Source organism: Pseudomonas bananamidigenes, from assembly GCF_001679645.1.
Lineage (GTDB): Bacteria > Pseudomonadota > Gammaproteobacteria > Pseudomonadales > Pseudomonadaceae > Aquipseudomonas > Aquipseudomonas bananamidigenes.
This window is the reverse complement of the sequence record NZ_LRUN01000060.1, coordinates 45603-58017: the sequence shown is the minus strand read 5'-3', so window position 1 is coordinate 58017 and position 12415 is coordinate 45603. Positions and strand designations below refer to the sequence as shown.

Genomic DNA, 12415 nt, shown 5'->3' with positions numbered 1-12415 from the left:
TGCTTAACAGACCATGTTCCTTTGCGCTTGTCGCTATTTTATTTTCAGCCGTGAAAGCCGCCCATGAACCGAAACAGGCGGCTGGCGTCTAACGGCCACTACTGATCAGGAGTTTTGCAATGAACGTTCGTCTGCTGGGTTTGGCGCTGGGTCTGGGGTTGGCCTTGCCGTTGGTGGCTCAGGCGCAAATGCTGCAGCCGGGCTTGTGGGAAATGACGTCGAGCAACGTGAAAGTCGATGATCAGGCCATGGACGTGCAATCGATCCTTGGCCAGATTCAGGGCCAGATCACTCCGCAACAACGGGCGCAGCTGGAGAAGCAGGGGATCAATATCGGCGGCAAGGGCATTCGTGCCTGCCTGACACCGCAGCAAGTGGCGACCAATGATATTCCGCTGGCAGACCCGCAGTCGGGCTGCAAGCAGCAGATCACCGAGCGCAACGGCAATCAGTGGAAATTCCGCTTCAGTTGCCCGCGAGCCCAGGGCACAGGTGTGGCCACGTTCATCAGTGATCGCGAGTTCACGACCGTCGCCAACGGCACGTTCAATGCCATCGGGATCAACCAGAAGGGCAGTCTGGAAACCCGCGCCGTGTGGCTGGGTCAGGATTGCGGCACGGTCAAACCAAGAGCCTGAAAAACCAACCGCCCCCACAACAGTGTGGGGGCGTTTTTTAGCGTATGAATCGCAGTGGCAATCCCTGACAGCCTTCGTGCAGTCGATTGGCGTGCCATGCAATCTGCCCCGATACCAGCGTCGTACTCACCCGATGGCGAAAGCTGCGACGGGCAAACGGCGTCCACCCGCACTGTGACAGAACAGGTTGCCGCGATACCGCGACACCCTCGGGTTCTGACTGAATCAATACCAGATCCGCCCAATATCCCTCTCTCAGATAACCACGATCCGGAATGGCGAACAGATCCGCCACCCGATGGCTGGTCTTCGCCACCAGGGTTGTGATCGGCAGAACACCGTCCGCTACCAGCTCCAGCAACGCCGGCATCGCATGTTGCACCAGTGGCAGACCGGACGGCGCCTGGGCATACGACAGCTGTTTCTCCGCCCAGGTATGCGGGGCGTGGTCACTGCCGATCACATCCAGACGATTACTGAGCAAGGCAAGACGCAGGGCATCGCGATCAGCCCGGGTCTTGATCGCCGGGTTGCATTTGATCTGGTTGCCGAAGTCCGGATAGTCGCGATCATCGAACAGCAAATGATGCAGGCAGACTTCCGCCGTAATGCGTTTGTGCGTCAGCGGCTTGTCCTCGAACAGCTCCAGCTCCCGGGCGGTGGTCAGGTGCAACACGTGCAGGCGAGTGCCATGGCGTTTGGCGAGATCAACCGCCAGTGAAGATGAGCGATAACAGGCCTCGGCATTTCGGATCAAGGCATGGGCGTCGGGCGGAAGATGGTCGCCGAAACGCTCATACAGCTTTGCGGTGTTGGCCTCGATGCTCGGCGTGTGTTCGCAATGGGCCAGCAGAATCGTCGGCACCTCGGCGAATAATCGTTCCAGCGTCCGGGGATCATCGACCAGCATATTGCCGGTCGACGCGCCCATGAACACTTTCACCCCGGCCACCTCACTGGGATTGAGCGCCGCGACAGTGTCCAGGTTGTCGTGGCTGACACCGAAGTGAAAGCCGTAGTTGGCCACCGAATTGATCGCCGCCCGGCGCTTTTTATCAGCCAATGTTTCGAGGGTGAGGGTGGCCGGGTTGGTGTTGGGCATGTCCATGAAGCTGGTGATGCCCCCGGCCACCGCGGCGCGGGATTCGGTGTAGATGCTGCCCTTGGTCGGCGAACCCGGCTCACGGAAATGCACTTGATCATCGATCATTCCCGGTAGCAGCCATTGACCGGCGGCGTCGATTTCCAGTCCGGCGTTTTCGCCTTCGATACTGGGGGCGATCTTGATGATGCGTCCGTGGCTGACCAGCAGATCGGCGTCGAACTCACGTCCTTCATTCACCAGTCGCGCATTGCGAATCAGCACACTGTTCATGGTTCAGAACTCGTTCTGCAGGGCCTTGTAGCCGCGCACCAGATCGACATTGGTGCGCGCCACGTCTTCGGAAAACTCTGAAGCGCTGACACTCACTGGCGGGTACTGCGACAAATCGGTGTTCGGCCCGATGCGGGTGGTGGAGGGCACATAAAACGCATCCGGCAGATCCCGGCCATCGACCACCGAGTTGTGCCGTACCACGCAACCGTCGCCGACCACGCAGTTGAACAGCACGCTGTTGAAACCGATGAACACCCGGTCGCCGACTTTGCACGGGCCATGCACGATCGAGCGGTGGGCGATGGAGCTGAACTCGCCGATGGTCACCGCTGCGCCAGACTTGGAGTGAATCACTACGCCATCCTGGATGTTCGAGTTGGCGCCGATGGTGATCGGCTCCATTGCGCCCGAGGCGTCCACCTCATCGGCGCGAATGACCGCATAGGGACCGACGAACACGTTGTCGCCGATCACTACCTTGCCGCAGATGATTGCGGTTTTATCGACGTAGGCAGACTCGGCAATTTGCGGCAAATCGCCGGAAGGATTTTTTCGGATCATGGTTGGCTCAGGGCGTCGTAAAGAGTATTGAGGTTGGATTCGAACAGGCCGGTGAACGTGCTGGCCGGACCTGAAGCGGAGAGGGCGTCGGAGTACAGTGTGCCGCCGATGTGCGCGCTGCTTTCGTCGGCGATCTGTTTGAGCAGGCGCGCGTCCTTGATGTTTTCCATGAACACGGCTTTGACCTTGGCTTGGCGGATCTGGGTGATCAACGCGGCGACTTCGGCGGCGGAAGGTTCGCGCTCGGTGGACAACCCTTGCGGCGCCATGAAGTCGATCCCGTAGGCCTGGCCGAGATAACCAAAGGCGTCGTGGCTGGTGACGATCTTGCGATTGCCGGGCGGCAGGGAACCGAGTTTGGCCTTGGCTTCGGCGAGGAGGGCGTAGATCTGTTTCAGGTAGGCCTTGCTGTTGCGTTCGTAGTCGGCCTTGTTCGCCGGGTCAGCGGCGATCAGAGCCTTGGTAATGTTGGCGACATACAACTCGGTGTTGGCCAGGTTGTGCCAGGCGTGAGGGTCGGGCACGGTCTCGCCGTCTTCATCCAGAGAGCGGGGGATCACGCCGTGGCTGGCGCTGATGACCGTGGCTCGGGTGTCGGTGCTGGTCACCAGTCGATCCAGCCAGGGTTCGAAACCCAGGCCGTTTTTTAGGATCAATTTTGCTTTCAGCAGTGCCTTCGCATCTTCCGGTGTCGGTTCATAGGTGTGGGCATCGGCGTCGGGACCGACCATGTCGGTAATCTGGATATGCTCGCCGCCGACCTGATGCACCATGTCGGCAAGGATGCTGAAGCTGGTGACCACTGGCAGTTTTTCCGCAGCCGACAACGACATCGACAGCGTCAGGCTGAACAACACGAGTAGAGCGCGCATCGGGAAACACCTCATTGGGATGTGAACAAGGGTGGGCGACGCAGCAGGCCGTGAACCGGCCCGAGCACCACGGACAATAGGTAACCGATGCCTGCGACCAGCACGATGGCCGGGCCGCTGGGCAACGAGTAGTAGAACGACAGCAGCAGCCCGAGCCACACCGACAGGCAACCGATCACGGCGGCAATGGTGATCAGGATCGGCAGGCGTCGGCTCCAGAAACGTGAAGCGGCGGCAGGCAGCATCATCAGTCCGACCACCATCAATGCGCCGATGGCCTGAAATCCGATAACCAGGTTGAGCACCACCAGCATCAGGAACACCCCATGGGCGATCGGGCCGAGTCGGCTGACGGTGCGCAAAAAAATCGGGTCGAGGGTGTCGAGCAGGAGCGGGCGGTAGATCAGCGCCATGGCCATGAGACTTAGCAACGACACGCCCAGCATTCCGTTCAGGGTGGGGCCGTCGACGGCCAATGCCGAACCGAACAACAAGTGCAGCAGGTCGAGACGTTTGCCGGCGATGCCCAGAATCAGCACGCCGCTGGCCAGGGAGATGGGATAGATCGCCGCGAGGCTGGCGTCTTCGCGCAGGCCGGTACGACGGGTTATCCAAGCGGCGAGACCGGCCATGCTCAGACCGGCGCCGAGGCCGCCGAGGGTCAGCGCGGGAAGACTCAGGCCGGCAAACCAGAAGCCGAGCGCGGCGCCGGGAAGGATGCCGTGCGCGACGGCGTCGCCGATCAGGCTCATGCGCCGCAGGATCAGAAACACACCCAGTGGTGCGGTGCTGCACGCCAGCAGCAGACCGCCGAGCAGGGCGCGGCGCATGAACACGAACTCAAGAAACGGTTGCCATAAATGCGCGGCGCTGAGCATCAGGCCACCTGCTCGTCAGGTGTTTGCTGGGTCAGCTCGACACTGGGGCCGAACACACAGCCGCTGTCTTTGATCAGCAGCGTTTGTGGAATGTGTTGGCGGACGGCGGCGAGGTCGTGGCACACCATGACCAATGTCCGGCCCTGCTCATGCCAGGTATGAAGGTGTTTCCACAATAGTGCCTGGCCCAGTTCATCGAGAGCCGCATGGGGTTCGTCGAGCAGCAGCAAGGGTGTGTCGGCCAGGCTCAATCGAGCGAGCAGGGCGCGTTGCAGTTCACCGCCGGAGAGCGCCATCAGCGGACGCTGTTCCAGACCGCTCAAGTGCCAGGCTTCAAGTGCCTGGGACAGTCGTTGTGTGCGCAGTTGCGACGACAGTCGGCGTCCCCAGAAACCGGCGGCGACCAACTCCTGAAGACTGATCGGGAATTGGCGATCCAGGTGCTGTTGCTGGGGAAGGAATGACAGACCACTTTGGCGGGGCACGCCCAGCGCTACGGTGCCGGCGAGCGGTCGCTGCAATCCGGTGATGACTTTGAGCAGGCTGCTTTTTCCGCTTCCGTTCACGCCGATGATGGCCGTAAGACTGCCGCGTTCCAGTTCAAGGCTCAGCGGTGGTGTGAGCGGTTGGCCGGGTGCGCCCCAACTCAATGACTGCAGACGGATCATGCTGTCTCCCGGCTCCAGTGGCTTTCAGCGACTGCATCGTGGGCGTGAAGGCTTTCAGCGTGGATCACCCGCAGATGGAATTCGCGGATGCCGGGTGAGCGACGCAGTGCCAGATTCAAGCGTCGAGCGGCGTCTTCGCAGAACATCAGGTTCTGGCCATTGGCGAGGGCAAAGGCTTGTTCGTCGGCGCGTTTTACCGCGGTTTGCACGGCGGTGCCGAGAGCGGCTTCGGCGTCGTTGATGGTTGAGGTGAGCGGCAGTCCGTCGACGAATTCTTCGAGCTGCAGATGCAGTTGTGCAGTGCTGCGCTGGCTGTGAGGGGTAGCGATGATCCCATGAGTCGAGCCCAGCCAGGCGAGAACCTCAGCATGCTGCAATGGTTTGTTGGCAAAGTCGTCGACGAATTGCTGCTGGATCAATTGCCTCGCCAGAGCGGCAGAGCAGGGGCAAGTCGATGAGTAAGCCACTTCAATTTTCAGTTCCACGTGGAACACTGTGTTTTTCAGAGTGGCTGAAATGCTCACCGGATAGGTTTTCCAACCGCTCAAGGGACTGACCAGTGCGGGTCTTTTGAGCAGCAGCTCGGTATGGATATTCAGGTAAGCGTTGTTAGCCAAGCCTTCATGAGTGTCGAGAAAACGCTGCAGAACCTGGTGCAGAAGTGCCGGCGTCAGGTTTTGCTGTTCCAGCATTTCCAGCGCCAGATACAGTCGTGACATGTGAATACCACGGGCTTCGCCGTCATCCAGGCTGACACCCGCATCGGCTTTGGCAGCCAAGCGTTGACCTTCAAGAAATACAGGTAGAGCGATGCCACGCATTCCCACCCAATCAAGCGGCAAGGCTTGGCGGGCAGCTTGCGCGGCGATATCCGGCAACGTCAGCGCATTCATGTTCAGTACCGTCGTGTTGATTCGATTTAATGTTACATTATAACAAATCAAACCACGATGCCTTTTTCATGAATGGGCTTTCTCATGCACAGACGTCATTTGCTTAATCTGATGTTGGCCAGCGCTGCACTGGCTTTTCCTTTCAGCGTCAATGCCACGCAGATTCGTAACGCTCGCCTTTGGCGTTCGGATGACAAGCTCCGTCTGGTCTTTGATTTGAGCGGGCCGGTGACTTACAAGACGTTCACATTGAGTGCGCCTGATCGTTTGATCATTGATCTGAGTGGTTCCAGCTTGAATGGGGATTTCAGTCAACTCTCGCTCGGCGATACGGTTATCCGCAGTATCCGTTCCGGGAACTTTGGCAAGGGTGACACGCGCATCGTTCTGGATTTGAATCACCCTGTTCAACTGAATGCTTTCCTGTTGGCGCCTCAGGATGGGCAGGGGCATCGCCTGGTTCTGGATCTTTTGAACGATGAAAAAGTGACCAAGCCAAGTGTTCCACGTGAAACGCCGGCGAAAACCAGTCACCCAAAACGCGACATCATTGTCGTGGTGGACCCCGGCCATGGCGGCAAAGATCCTGGGGCAGTCGGTGCAAAGGGCGAGCGTGAGAAAGACGTTGTGCTCTCGATTTCACAACTTCTCGGACGTCGATTGAAACGGGAAAAAGGCTTCGAAGTGAAACTCGTGCGTAATGACGACTTCTTCGTACCGTTGCGCAAGCGGGTCGATATCGCCCGTCAACACAAGGCCGACATGTTCATCTCGATTCACGCGGATGCTGCGCCGCGTCTGACGGCTTCCGGCGCTTCGGTGTATTGCCTGTCTGAAGGAGGTGCAACATCCGCCACGGCGCGCTTTATGGCGCAGCGTGAAAATGGTGCAGATCTGCTTGGCGCGACGAGCCTGCTGACCCTCAAGGACAAGGATCCGATGCTCGCTGGCGTGATCCTCGATATGTCGATGAATGCAACCATTGCCGCCAGTTTGCAGTTGGGCAGCGCAGTCCTGGGAAGTCTGGCTGGCATCACTACGTTGCATCAAAAGCGTGTGGAACAGGCGGGGTTTGCGGTACTGAAGTCACCTGATGTGCCATCCATTCTCGTGGAGACAGGGTTCATTTCCAACGCGCGGGACAGTCAGCGACTGGTTACTGCGCGCCATCAACAGGCAGTTGCCGACGGATTGTTTGAAGGATTACAGCGCTATTTCCAGAAAAATCCACCGGCTGACAGCTATATCGCCTGGCAGCAAAACCAGCAACAGATCCGTGTCTAGCAGCCAGTGATTCGACTGCAGGTGAACTTTGCGCTGCTTCCGCCGGAGCTGGAAAAACGGTTGATGGTCGTCCAGCCCACTCGGCGGTTGTAGCCGACCCAGGTTTCGCCGTCCGAGGCGATCCCGGTGAAGAACGTCAATTGTCCGTAAACGCTATTGGTTTGAGCCCAATAGCGCCGGCCGATCTTGTCGAAACCGCGCAGATAAATGGTCTTGCCGACCGTGTTGACACTGTAGGCGCTGCCATCGGCATCGACACACGACAGCAGGTTCGCGCTCCGTGTGCAGGCGGCGAGTCCCGGGGCTTGTGCCCATGCATCAGAGGTCATCAACGCCAAAGCAAGGATTGAGAATTTCAGCGCAGTTTTCATGAGACGACTCGGCGGCGAAGTGTTTTCAGCTTCCTGCCCTCTGTCGTTTACGGCAAGAAGAATGTGGATCTTTAATATTGTTATACTATAACATATTTCTTGATCGAGCTTTCCTTGGCTCCCTGTTTACAAGCGTCTGCTGCTTCATTGACGCCCGAGAGCGCCTGCCACCGAGAGCATTTTCTGCGTTTAGCTACCGCTTGAAGAGGTTTATCCCATGTCTTCCAAACTTCCCGTGACCGTCTTATCCGGTTTTCTCGGCGCCGGAAAAAGTACACTTTTGAATTACGTACTACGTAACAGGGACGATCTACGTGTAGCTGTCATCGTCAACGATATGAGCGAAATCAACATTGATGGCGGCGAAGTTCAGCGGAATGTCGACCTGAACCGCGCAGAAGAAAAGCTCGTGGAAATGAGCAACGGTTGCATCTGCTGTACGCTACGCGAAGACCTTCTGGAGGAAGTGGCCAAGCTGGCGCGGGAAAGTCGATTCGATTATCTGCTGATCGAATCCACCGGAATCTCCGAACCGCTGCCGATTGCCGAAACCTTCACCTTTCGCGACGAGCAGGGGCAAAGCCTGGCCGACATCGCTCGCCTCGACACCATGGTCACTGTAGTCGACGGTTTGAATTTCCTGCCTGATTTCCAGGCGGCCGAAAGCCTGGCCTCCCGGGGTGAAATGCTCGCAGAAGAGGATGAGCGTTCGATCACCGATCTGTTGATCGAACAGATCGAGTTCGCCGACGTTCTGCTGATCAGCAAGATCGACCTGATCAGCCGCAGCGAGCGGGAAGAGCTGATGGCGATCCTCAAGCGGCTGAACGCCAACGCCGAGATCATCCCGATGGTGATGGGGGAAGTGCCGCTGAAAAAGATCCTCAATACACGTCGCTTCGACTTCGACAGAGCAGCGACGGCCCCGGGTTGGCTCCAGGAGATGCGTGGCGCGCATGTGCCGGAAACCGACGAATATGGCATCGCCTCCACGGCCTATCGGGCGCGCCGTCCCTTCCACCCACAGCGTTTTTTCGACTTCATCGCCAGCCCTTGGGTGAACGGCAAACTGCTGCGCTCCAAAGGCTTCTTCTGGCTGGCAAGTAAACCCACGGACGCCGGTAGCTGGTCTCAGGCGGGCGGTTTGATGCGCCATGGTTTCGCCGGGCGCTGGTGGTGCTTTGTGCCGAAGAATCAGTGGCCGCAGGATCAGGAAAGCACCGCTGCGATCATGGAAAACTGGACCGCCAGCGTAGGAGACTGCCGTCAGGAGCTGGTGTTTATCGGTCAGAACATCGATTTCGCACAACTCGAATCAGCCCTGGACGACTGCCTGTTGACCGATATGGAGATGGCGCTCGGTATTGAAGGCTGGCGATTGCTGGCCGATCCGTTTGGCCCCTGGCACGACGAGGTCGCGTGATGCTTGCGCTCAAACCGCTGCAAAACGGAACGCGCCATCAAGTCTTCGGCCCGACCCCGCAAACACTCGCGAGCATTCTTGAGGATGAAATCAACCTCGCCGTCTGGCAGCGCCAGCTTCCGATTCACGTCGCTGAATTTGCGAGCTTGTTGCTCTCGCTGGATGAACCTTATGCCGAAGCGCTGAGCCTTGAATTGCCCGATGAAGACAGCGAACCGGACCTGAGTGGCCTGGCCAGCGAATACCGTGACCTTGAAGGTCATGAAGGGTTTATCGCTGACCTGAGATGGTTGACCGGCGCCTTCGCCTGCCTGCTCGGCGCCCGACGGATCGGCTTGCGGCTGCGTGTGCTGGACAAGGCCATGTGCCCGCGTTTTCACGTTGACCATGTGCCTGTCAGGCTGATCACCACCTACGCGGGCATTGGCAGCGAGTGGCTGAAGGAAGAGGAAATGGATCGCCGAGAGCTGGGAAAACCGCTTGCCGAACCGCAGGAAAAATCGCGGATTCAACAGCTGACGAGCGGTGAAGTGGCGTTGCTCAAAGGAGAGAAGTGGCACGGCAACGAAGGGTTCGGCCTGATCCATCGCTCTCCGAAACCGGCGCCGGGCGAACGGCGTCTGATGCTGACCCTCGACTGGTTGGGCTGAAGGCTCAAGGCTTGAGCCAGTTACCCTGGCTCTGGTTTTCGCAGTACGGCTTCAAATACGCCGCATCGGTGGCCACGCCGTAATAGTGGATATCCTGGCGATAAGGCATATTGGCGACTTGCGCGTTGCTGCACACGCCAAACGCCCCGGCGGGGCACTGATCGACGTACTGCACCTCGACTGTCTGCCCCGGCAGCGTGGGTTGGCAGAAGCCGTCATTGAACAGTTTCTCCGGGATGTTGCGGTTCTGTTGGCACACCTTCACGTCGAGGCGTTCCGCCTGGCTGTGCACCACACACGCCTGTGCCAGGGCTTCGCCCGACACCAGCGCCAGCAGCAACGACCATCCCATCCACCGCATTCCCGACCTCCAGAAATCCTTGATCATGTTGCAGAACATTCCCACCCATGTCATCGCAGGCCCTTTGGGCGCCGGCAAGACCAGCCTGATCCGCCAGCTCATGGCGCAGCGACCGACCGGTGAGCGCTGGGCCGTGCTGATCAACGAGTTCGGCCAGATCGGCATCGATGCTGCGCTGTTGACCCAGGACGCCGATGGTATCGCACTGGGCGAAGTGGCCGGGGGCTGTTTGTGTTGTGTGAATGGCGCACCGTTTCAGATTGGGTTGGGACGACTGCTGCGCAAGGCTCAGCCGGACCGTCTGTTCATCGAGCCTTCCGGACTTGGGCACCCGGCGACATTGTTGCAGCAACTGCGTGAAGCGCCATGGCGTGACGTTCTTGCGGTTCAACCCGGCGTGCTGGTACTGGACGCTCAGGCGCTGGCGGCGGGCAAGTTACTACCGCCAGCGCAACGGGAGGCGATGCCGAATGCCGGTTTGCTGGTGTTGAACAAAGCGGAAAACCTCGATGAGCCCACGCGAGAGCGGATCGCCCGCCAGCTGCCATTCGGCCGGTTGATCTGGACGCAACAGGCGTTGTTGCCACTGAGTGAGTTGCCGGGAATCAAGGAACAGGCGCAGGCAGGTGTGGATAAGTTCGTCGTTCCCAAGGGGCTGGCGCAGATGCCGGCCGTCTGGAGCGATCCGGCTTTGCCGATCTGCCTGAGCCAGGCGCAGGAGGGCGGCTGGAGCATCGGCTGGCGCTGGCATCCCGGCCAGACGTTTGACGTGATTCGCATCACTCAGTGGCTCGAATCCCTGAACTGGCGTCGGGCGAAGCTGGTTATCCACAGTCTGACTGGTTGGGAATCAGCCAATGCCCTGGATAGCGCCAAACTGGACTGGCGGCCCAGCGAGTGGCGCAAGGACTCACGGATCGAGCTGATTTTCGACCAGCCGCAGAGGATCGACGAATTGCAGGCGGGATTGGCCGGTTGTCGGACTCAGGCGGTCTGACTCAAGGCTTCCACTTGGTGTGTTCCTGGCGCCACTGGCTCAGTTCGATGACTTGCGCGCTTGGCCTGGCCACTTCCACCACCGGCGGCGTGTCGTCGAACGGTGCCGGGTAGGGCGCCAGCTCGATCTGCACGCTGTGGGGGCCGAACTGGGTGATGCTGCCGTTGTGACGGGTTTCGCCGGTCACAGTGAATTCGAAGTTGTAAACCCGCGCCAGACGTCGCCGGCCGCTGGCATCCTTGATGAAACCGATCTTCTTCAACGCCACGTTGCCGTCGAGCAGCTCGACGCCGACATTCACGCAGTGCTGCTTGACCCGTTCCAGCGCCCGTTCACGCAGGCCGTGGTTGTGCCACAGCCACGCGCCGGCAACGGCGAACAGCATCAGCACGAAAATGTTTTCCAGGGTCAGCATCAACGAAAAACTCCAAAAGTTGGCGTCAGCTTAACTGCGTCGCCGGTCTGTCGTACAGGCTGCGTTTCGTCGCATACTGCGCGGCTTGAATTTCAATCGTTTTACGGAAAAAACCGAATGAAACGTACGCCTCATCTGCTCGCCATCCAGTCCCATGTGGTGTTCGGCCACGCCGGCAACAGCGCTGCGGTTTTTCCGATGCAGCGGGTCGGGGTCAATGTCTGGCCGCTCAACACCGTGCAGTTTTCCAACCATACCCAGTACGGCCAGTGGGCCGGGGAAGTGCTGGCACCACAGCGGATTCCGGAGCTGGTCGAGGGCATCGCGGCCATCGGTGAGCTGGGCAATTGCGACGCGGTGCTGTCAGGCTATCTCGGCAGTGCGGCACAGGGACGGGCGATTCTCAGTGGCATCGAACGGATCAAGGCAGCCAATCCCAAAGCCTTGTACCTGTGCGATCCGGTGATGGGGCATCCGGAGAAGGGTTGCAGCGTGCCGGCCGAGGTCAGCGATTTCCTGCTCGACGAAGCCGCGGCGGTCGCAGACTTCATGTGTCCGAACCAGTTGGAACTGGACAGCTTTTCCGGGCGCAAGCCTCAGTCGCTGTTCGATTGCCTGGCGATGGCGCAGGCGCTGCTGGCTCGCGGGCCGAAAGCGGTGCTGGTCAAGCATCTGGATTACCCGGGGAAACCGGCGGATGGCTTCGAGATGTTGCTGGTGACGGCTGAGGGCAGTTGGCATCTTCGGCGTCCGCTGCTGGCGTTTCCGCGTCAGCCGGTGGGAGTGGGCGACCTGACGTCCGGTCTGTTTCTGGCCCGGGTGCTGCTTGGCGACACCCTGCTGGCGGCGTTTGAATTCACGGCGGCAGCGGTGCATGAAGTGCTGCTGGAAACCCAGGCCTGCGCCAGTTATGAGCTGCAACTGGTGCGCGCGCAGGACCGGATTGCGCATCCACGCGTGAAGTTCGAGGCCACGCCTATCAGCCTCTGATGCGCCTCGGCTTCAATCGCGAGCAGGCCCGCTCCC

At 59.5% G+C, this 12415-nt stretch carries 15 protein-coding genes; 6 read left to right on the top strand and 9 right to left on the bottom strand.

Features of this window, described 5'->3' with window-relative positions; all coding sequences use genetic code 11:
- Nucleotides 1-119: 119 nt before the first annotated feature.
- Nucleotides 120-638: a DUF3617 domain-containing protein gene (locus BBF94_RS21110; protein ID WP_065260904.1), complete on the top strand. Its 519-nt coding sequence runs from the start codon at nucleotides 120-122 to the stop codon at nucleotides 636-638.
- A gap of 37 nt (nucleotides 639-675) precedes the next feature.
- On the opposite strand, the gene BBF94_RS21105 is transcribed toward BBF94_RS21110, so the two are convergent.
- Genes BBF94_RS21105 through folE2 form a run of 6 tightly spaced genes read right to left on the bottom strand, consistent with a single transcriptional unit; the run spans nucleotide 676 to nucleotide 5888 of the window.
- Nucleotides 676-2013: a dihydroorotase gene (locus tag BBF94_RS21105; RefSeq protein ID WP_065260903.1), complete on the bottom strand. Its 1338-nt coding sequence runs from the start codon at nucleotides 2011-2013 to the stop codon at nucleotides 676-678.
- Between the two features lie 3 nt (nucleotides 2014-2016).
- Nucleotides 2017-2577 (bottom strand): gamma carbonic anhydrase family protein, encoded by a 561-nt coding sequence (locus BBF94_RS21100; protein ID WP_065260902.1) that lies wholly within the window; start codon nucleotides 2575-2577, stop codon nucleotides 2017-2019.
- Nucleotides 2574-3449, bottom strand: a complete 876-nt coding sequence (locus BBF94_RS21095; RefSeq protein ID WP_065260901.1) for a metal ABC transporter substrate-binding protein — start codon at nucleotides 3447-3449, stop codon at nucleotides 2574-2576. The genes BBF94_RS21100 and BBF94_RS21095 overlap by 4 nt, the downstream gene beginning before the upstream one ends.
- Before the next feature lie 11 nt (nucleotides 3450-3460).
- Entirely contained in the window at nucleotides 3461-4327 is an 867-nt protein-coding gene (locus tag BBF94_RS21090; RefSeq protein ID WP_065260900.1) for a metal ABC transporter permease, read from the bottom strand.
- The gene (locus BBF94_RS21085; RefSeq protein ID WP_065260899.1) at nucleotides 4327-4995 is read right to left on the bottom strand and encodes a metal ABC transporter ATP-binding protein; all 669 of its coding nucleotides are present in this window, start codon (nucleotides 4993-4995) and stop codon (nucleotides 4327-4329) included. Before BBF94_RS21085 ends, BBF94_RS21090 begins: the two co-directional genes overlap by 1 nt.
- Nucleotides 4992-5888 (bottom strand): GTP cyclohydrolase FolE2, encoded by an 897-nt coding sequence (gene folE2 / locus BBF94_RS21080; protein ID WP_065260898.1) that lies wholly within the window; start codon nucleotides 5886-5888, stop codon nucleotides 4992-4994. Before folE2 ends, BBF94_RS21085 begins: the two co-directional genes overlap by 4 nt.
- Nucleotides 5889-5972: 84 nt before the next feature.
- Here folE2 and BBF94_RS21075 point away from each other — a divergent pair, with 84 nt between their 5' ends.
- Nucleotides 5973-7172, top strand: coding sequence for an N-acetylmuramoyl-L-alanine amidase (locus BBF94_RS21075; RefSeq protein WP_065260897.1), 1200 nt, complete (start codon nucleotides 5973-5975; stop codon nucleotides 7170-7172).
- Here the strand turns inward: BBF94_RS21075 and BBF94_RS21070 are convergent.
- Nucleotides 7169-7543 carry a glutamine synthetase gene (locus BBF94_RS21070; RefSeq protein ID WP_065260896.1) on the bottom strand — a complete coding sequence of 125 codons (375 nt, stop codon included), beginning with the start codon at nucleotides 7541-7543 and terminating at the stop codon, nucleotides 7169-7171. The genes BBF94_RS21075 and BBF94_RS21070 overlap by 4 nt on opposite strands.
- A 217-nt stretch (nucleotides 7544-7760) precedes the next feature.
- Between BBF94_RS21070 and zigA the strand changes: the two genes are divergently transcribed.
- Together zigA and BBF94_RS21060 are read left to right on the top strand one after the other, a co-directional pair.
- Nucleotides 7761-8966: a zinc metallochaperone GTPase ZigA gene (gene zigA, locus BBF94_RS21065; protein ID WP_065260895.1), complete on the top strand. Its 1206-nt coding sequence runs from the start codon at nucleotides 7761-7763 to the stop codon at nucleotides 8964-8966.
- A complete protein-coding gene (locus BBF94_RS21060; protein WP_065260894.1) occupies nucleotides 8966-9616 on the top strand; it encodes a DUF1826 domain-containing protein in 651 nt (216 codons plus the stop codon). The genes zigA and BBF94_RS21060 overlap by 1 nt, the downstream gene beginning before the upstream one ends.
- Before the next feature lie 4 nt (nucleotides 9617-9620).
- On the opposite strand, the gene BBF94_RS21055 is transcribed toward BBF94_RS21060, so the two are convergent.
- A complete protein-coding gene (locus BBF94_RS21055) occupies nucleotides 9621-9977 on the bottom strand; it encodes an NADH:ubiquinone oxidoreductase (protein ID WP_065260893.1) in 357 nt (118 codons plus the stop codon).
- Between the two features lie 25 nt (nucleotides 9978-10002).
- Between BBF94_RS21055 and BBF94_RS21050 the strand changes: the two genes are divergently transcribed.
- A complete protein-coding gene (locus BBF94_RS21050; protein WP_065260892.1) occupies nucleotides 10003-10974 on the top strand; it encodes a CobW family GTP-binding protein in 972 nt (323 codons plus the stop codon).
- A gap of 1 nt (nucleotide 10975) precedes the next feature.
- Here the strand turns inward: BBF94_RS21050 and BBF94_RS21045 are convergent, their stop codons facing one another.
- Entirely contained in the window at nucleotides 10976-11389 is a 414-nt protein-coding gene (locus tag BBF94_RS21045) for a DUF3301 domain-containing protein (RefSeq protein ID WP_065260891.1), read from the bottom strand.
- Nucleotides 11390-11506: 117 nt separating this feature from the next.
- Here BBF94_RS21045 and pdxY point away from each other — a divergent pair, with 117 nt between their 5' ends.
- Nucleotides 11507-12379 carry a pyridoxal kinase PdxY gene (gene pdxY / locus BBF94_RS21040; RefSeq protein WP_065260890.1) on the top strand — a complete coding sequence of 291 codons (873 nt, stop codon included), beginning with the start codon at nucleotides 11507-11509 and terminating at the stop codon, nucleotides 12377-12379.
- Nucleotides 12380-12415: the final 36 nt, after the last annotated feature.

Coding starts and splice junctions, on each gene's coding strand:
- BBF94_RS21045 (WP_065260891.1), bottom strand. CDS start 11,389: ATGCTGACCCTGGAAAACATTTTCGTGCTGATGCTGTTCGCCGTTGCC.
- zigA (WP_065260895.1), top strand. CDS start 7,761: ATGTCTTCCAAACTTCCCGTGACCGTCTTATCCGGTTTTCTCGGCGCC.
- BBF94_RS21055 (WP_065260893.1), bottom strand. CDS start 9,977: ATGCGGTGGATGGGATGGTCGTTGCTGCTGGCGCTGGTGTCGGGCGAA.
- folE2 (WP_065260898.1), bottom strand. CDS start 5,888: ATGAATGCGCTGACGTTGCCGGATATCGCCGCGCAAGCTGCCCGCCAA.
- BBF94_RS21070 (WP_065260896.1), bottom strand. CDS start 7,543: ATGAAAACTGCGCTGAAATTCTCAATCCTTGCTTTGGCGTTGATGACC.
- BBF94_RS21085 (WP_065260899.1), bottom strand. CDS start 4,995: ATGATCCGTCTGCAGTCATTGAGTTGGGGCGCACCCGGCCAACCGCTC.
- BBF94_RS21095 (WP_065260901.1), bottom strand. CDS start 3,449: ATGCGCGCTCTACTCGTGTTGTTCAGCCTGACGCTGTCGATGTCGTTG.
- pdxY (WP_065260890.1), top strand. CDS start 11,507: ATGAAACGTACGCCTCATCTGCTCGCCATCCAGTCCCATGTGGTGTTC.
- BBF94_RS21100 (WP_065260902.1), bottom strand. CDS start 2,577: ATGATCCGAAAAAATCCTTCCGGCGATTTGCCGCAAATTGCCGAGTCT.
- BBF94_RS21060 (WP_065260894.1), top strand. CDS start 8,966: ATGCTTGCGCTCAAACCGCTGCAAAACGGAACGCGCCATCAAGTCTTC.
- BBF94_RS21105 (WP_065260903.1), bottom strand. CDS start 2,013: ATGAACAGTGTGCTGATTCGCAATGCGCGACTGGTGAATGAAGGACGT.
- BBF94_RS21075 (WP_065260897.1), top strand. CDS start 5,973: ATGCACAGACGTCATTTGCTTAATCTGATGTTGGCCAGCGCTGCACTG.
- BBF94_RS21050 (WP_065260892.1), top strand. CDS start 10,003: ATGTTGCAGAACATTCCCACCCATGTCATCGCAGGCCCTTTGGGCGCC.
- BBF94_RS21090 (WP_065260900.1), bottom strand. CDS start 4,327: ATGCTCAGCGCCGCGCATTTATGGCAACCGTTTCTTGAGTTCGTGTTC.
- BBF94_RS21110 (WP_065260904.1), top strand. CDS start 120: ATGAACGTTCGTCTGCTGGGTTTGGCGCTGGGTCTGGGGTTGGCCTTG.